Annotated in this window: 4 protein-coding genes; all 4 read right to left on the reverse strand. The window is 36.4% G+C overall.

Going from position 1 to position 4330, the window contains the following annotated elements; translation table 11 throughout:
* Positions 1-10: 10 nt before the first annotated feature.
* A complete protein-coding gene (locus ACNQGS_RS28795) occupies positions 11-1291 on the reverse strand; it encodes a TRAP transporter large permease (RefSeq protein ID WP_491490370.1) in 1281 nt (426 codons plus the stop codon).
* The gene (locus tag ACNQGS_RS28800) at positions 1269-1778 is read right to left on the reverse strand and encodes a TRAP transporter small permease (RefSeq protein ID WP_491490371.1); all 510 of its coding nucleotides are present in this window, start codon (positions 1776-1778) and stop codon (positions 1269-1271) included. The genes ACNQGS_RS28795 and ACNQGS_RS28800 overlap by 23 nt, the downstream gene beginning before the upstream one ends.
* Positions 1779-1851: 73 nt before the next feature.
* Positions 1852-2949, reverse strand: a complete 1098-nt coding sequence (locus ACNQGS_RS28805) for a DctP family TRAP transporter solute-binding subunit (RefSeq protein WP_491490372.1) — start codon at positions 2947-2949, stop codon at positions 1852-1854.
* A 231-nt stretch (positions 2950-3180) separates the two neighbouring features.
* A partial coding sequence (locus ACNQGS_RS28810) for an AbrB family transcriptional regulator (RefSeq protein WP_491490373.1) occupies positions 3181-4330 on the reverse strand: 1150 nt, incomplete at its 5' end.

Here is a 4330-nt window from a genome sequence, read left to right on the forward strand (position 1 = left end):
TCAAAATAGATTACGTTTGTTGTTTTGGTAGCCAAAGAGAGAGTTCTGGCCACGCCATGACGATCACCATGTAGATGATCATGAGAACGATGAACGGAACACAGCCCTTAAATACTTCATCTAATTTTGATTTTGCTATGCCGCCAATGACGAATAAGTTTAAACCAACCGGAGGCGTAATTTGTGCAATTTCCATGTTGAGGATCATCACAATGGCAAAATGTATTGGATTAATTCCTAATGATAACATGATTGGCAATAATAACGGGAGTGTGATAAGCATAATAGAAGAAGACTCTAAGAACATACCTAAAATAAAGAATAGGATTGCCGTTAGGACAAAGAATAATACGACATCCAAAGACTCTAAACCCATCATTTTTTCAGCAAGCGCTTGTGGAATTTGTTCCTGTGTCATAAACAGTGAAAACGTCATTGCGCCTGCAATAATCAGCATAATCATCGCCGTTATGCCAATACTTTCATTAAGGATTTCCTTCCATTTCTGCAGCGATGTCTCTTTATACACCAGAAGTGAAACAATGACAGCATATATGGCTGATACAATGGATGCTTCAGTCGGTGTAGTCGTACCTGTATAAATACATCCTAATATCAAAACAGGTAGAAAAGCACCCCAAATGGCTTTCCTTGATGCTTGAAATCGTTCCTGCCAACTTGCTTTTTCTAATTTTCCAAAGCCTTTAATACGAGCATAAATAATGGAATAAATAACAAGACATAATGTTAATCCAACCCCTGGAATCACACCTGCCATAAACAACGCCCCAATGGATTGTTCTGTTACAACGCCGTATACAATTAATGGGATACTTGGTGGAATAAGAATGCCCAATGTACCGGAAGCTGCAACTAATCCCATCGCATATCGCTTACTATATCCAGCGTTAACCATCGCAGGAACCATGATCGAACCAATAGCAGCAGCGGTAGCAGGACTTGATCCACTTATCGCAGCAAAGAATGCACAAGCTACAATCGTAACCACTGATAATCCTCCGGATATGTGACCAATCCAAGCTCTTAATGAATCAATTAAATATTTAGCTATTCCCCCCTTAGCGATAATCGTACCAGCCAAGACAAAACCAGGAATGGCCATTAAGGTTACAGAATTCATGCTAGTGAAAATTTTTTGTGGAATAGTCCACATATTAAAACTCCCATCCAGCCAAAACATAAATGTTGTTGAAGCTATTAAAGCGACAGCAATCGGAATTCTTAGAAGAAGGAGTATCGCAAATGTACTAAAAAGCAGTATGGTTTCCATCCAAGTTCTCCCCCTTTCCATCATTCTTGATTATCCTTATGGTCTTATCAATAAAGCGGATCATAAACATCAGCCCAGAAATAGGGATAACAAGATAATAAATCCAATACGGTGTCCTTGTATCCATTGTAACTTGACCACTATTAAAAGAATGCTCCACTAACACAAATCCGTTATAAGTCAGGAACATACAGAAGCCGATACCAACGAGATTGGCGAAGATATCAATGAATTTCTGTATTTTTCTTGGAAATAATGTATAAAAAATATCTACGCTAATATGGTGGTTATCACGAAGCCCGACAGATAATCCAAACAGAATTCCCCATACTACTAGAATACTAGCTGTTTCATTAATCCAGATTGTCGGAGAATTAAACACGTAGCGCATAATTACCTCATAAAACATAAGACCTAAACCGGTTATAAGAAAAAGAGCTGAGGAAAAGTCCTCAAAAAACAAATATATTTTTTTAATGATGCTCAAGGCCCCTGCCTCCTTATCTAAAAGCTGATAGTAAGACTTCAATTCCTAAAAAGAGAGAGTAAGATCCCTCTTTTTAGTTTCCTGCTTCAATAGCTTTAGTTAGAATTTCTTGATTCATCTTTTTTGCCCACTTATCAAAAACAGGTTTTGTGGCTTGCTTAAACTTCTCTTTGTCTTGGTCTGACAATTCAACAATCTTAATCTTTCCTTCATTCTTGATTTTCTCCATCGATTCTTTCTCTAGCTTTTCTACTTGATTTCTTCCTTCGTCAGTCGCTGCTTTCATGGCATCTGTTAATAGATTTTGTGTTTTTTTATTTAATCCATCCCACCATTGTTTATTAGTAACAACAGCATATTCTGATCTGGCGTGACCGGTAATAGTCAGATTATTTTGCACTTCACCATATTTTTGTGTTTCAATATTGACAATACTATTTTCCTGACCATCAATTGTACCTAATTGAAGGGCTTGATAGGTTTCATTGAAGGCTATTTTCGTCGAAGAAGCACCTAAAGCATCATAAAACTCATTTATAATTTGACCGCCATGTGTACGAATTTTTAAAGATTTCAGGTCTTTTGGCTCCTTAATAGCTACTTTATTATTCGTAATATGCTTAAAACCATTTGGCCAAAATGCCAGACCCTTCATTCCGTGGTTATCTAATGTTGCCAAAAGTTGTTGGCCTGCCTCACCATCTTCAAAAGCACGAAGATGTTCTTCATTTTTAAAGATAAATGGCAAATCAAATATCTCGAATGTTTCTTCAAAACCACTTAATTTTGCTGCTGCAGGTATAATTATTTGCACGTTCCCTGCTTGAACTGCTTCAATCTCATCATTATCACCGTAAAGCTGGCCTGATGGAAAAACCTTAACTTTTATATTGCCGGCGCTTTTTTCTTCAACGATTTCTTTAAATTTAAGTGCCGCTAAACCTTTTGGCGTGTTATCCGCTGCAACGTGTGATAGTTTAATTTCTAGTTTTTGAATATCTGAGTCCTTATTTCCTTCCTTTGAAGCACCGCCTGAACTAGCATTGCTACCACAACCTGCCAATGGAAGCAGTAAAGCTAAAGATAGCACAGACATTTTTGCTAAATTAATAAGTTTACTTTTCTTATTCCCCACACTCGACTCCTTGTAATCCCTTACATTTCTGTTCATCATAGAATCTCTCCTTATTTTTTTAATAGTATTGCTGTTCAGCCTATAGCTCTCATTAATTAATTAAGTTCACCCCTTTTTAACCATCTAAAAGTGTTAATTTTTAGATTACAATAATCGTAATTGAATTTTCTGAATAAATAAAATATCGTTTTTTTCGTTTTAGTATAAAAATAATTTATTATTCTACTAAATTTTTCTTTCCTGGGTTAAAAAAAAGAAAAGAAGAAATCACTCGATTTCTTCTTTTCTTTTGACTCCATGAACATTTATGATTTGTTGTTTTTTTCTTAGGCTTAATTTTAATACCAATCTTAATAAAGGAGGAACAGCAATATAAATATAAAGCATTCGAAAAAGTTGATAGCTAGTCACCGTTGATAAATCCGCATTGACTTCATGTGCAATGATTCCCATTTGATCCATGCCCCCAGGGGCTAGACTTAGAAATCCGGTTATTGTCGATAAATGATATGTCTTTGTTAACAGCAGGCTAAAAGCCATTGTTATACCCACCATAATGATCCCGCTTATCAGAGCAAAGGATATAATTTTCTTTTTACTTTCCATTTTCTCGGGTTTTAATAACAAACCTATATAACCGCCAACCATAAATTGAGCGAAGTTAAGGAGAGAAGGAGGAAGAGGTAATCCCTTTAAAACGAAAAGGTTAAGTAAGGCAGCAACCATGACTGGTGCTAAAAAATATGGTGCCGGCAATTTAATTTTTTTCCCGATTATAGCGGCTAACAAGCAAATGACTGCAAAAAATAAGATACCAGGGAAAAACTGATTCCATGGTATACTGTTGTTCACTATTTCTGCTGAGCCCATTGTTCTTTCTTTTAAAAAGATAGGACTAAAAACGACAAACGGGAGTAAAAAAACAACGACCAGAACTCTGGTTACATGGAAAAAGGTAACGATTGTAAGATCAATCCCCTTCATTTCTTCGGCAAAGATAACAATTTGTGATAACCCACCTGGAATACTGCTCGTTAAAGCTGTTGGATAATCAATGCCGGACCATTTAGAGATGACAAAAGCCATACCTGCACAAGCTAGTACGATTAAGGTTGTCAGGACCAACATGGAAGGGAGATGGCTAATGATGTCTGAAAGTGAACTTTTTGTAAAAGAAATTCCAATTGAATAACCTACAATAATTAATCCCGTATCTCTCATGGCAACGGGCCAATAAAATGTAACATTTCTGAATCGTGACGCAATCAAAAGGGCTGCCATTGGTCCAAGAAGCCAGGGAATTGGCACCTTTATTAGATGAAAAAGCAACCCTCCAAAACAAGCGGTTATAATAGCAGCTATAAATTGTATTGTTCTGCTTTGGTTAGATAAATCCCACTTTTTCAACATGTTCCCT

The sequence above is a fragment of the Neobacillus sp. PVCKKU3 genome, assembly GCF_058323225.1.

Bases quoted from the DNA above. Each gene is read 5' to 3' on its own strand.
- ACNQGS_RS28795 (WP_491490370.1), bottom strand. From the start codon at position 1,291: ATGGAAACCATACTGCTTTTTAGTACATTTGCGATACTCCTTCTTCTA.
- ACNQGS_RS28805 (WP_491490372.1), bottom strand. From the start codon at position 2,949: ATGAACAGAAATGTAAGGGATTACAAGGAGTCGAGTGTGGGGAATAAG.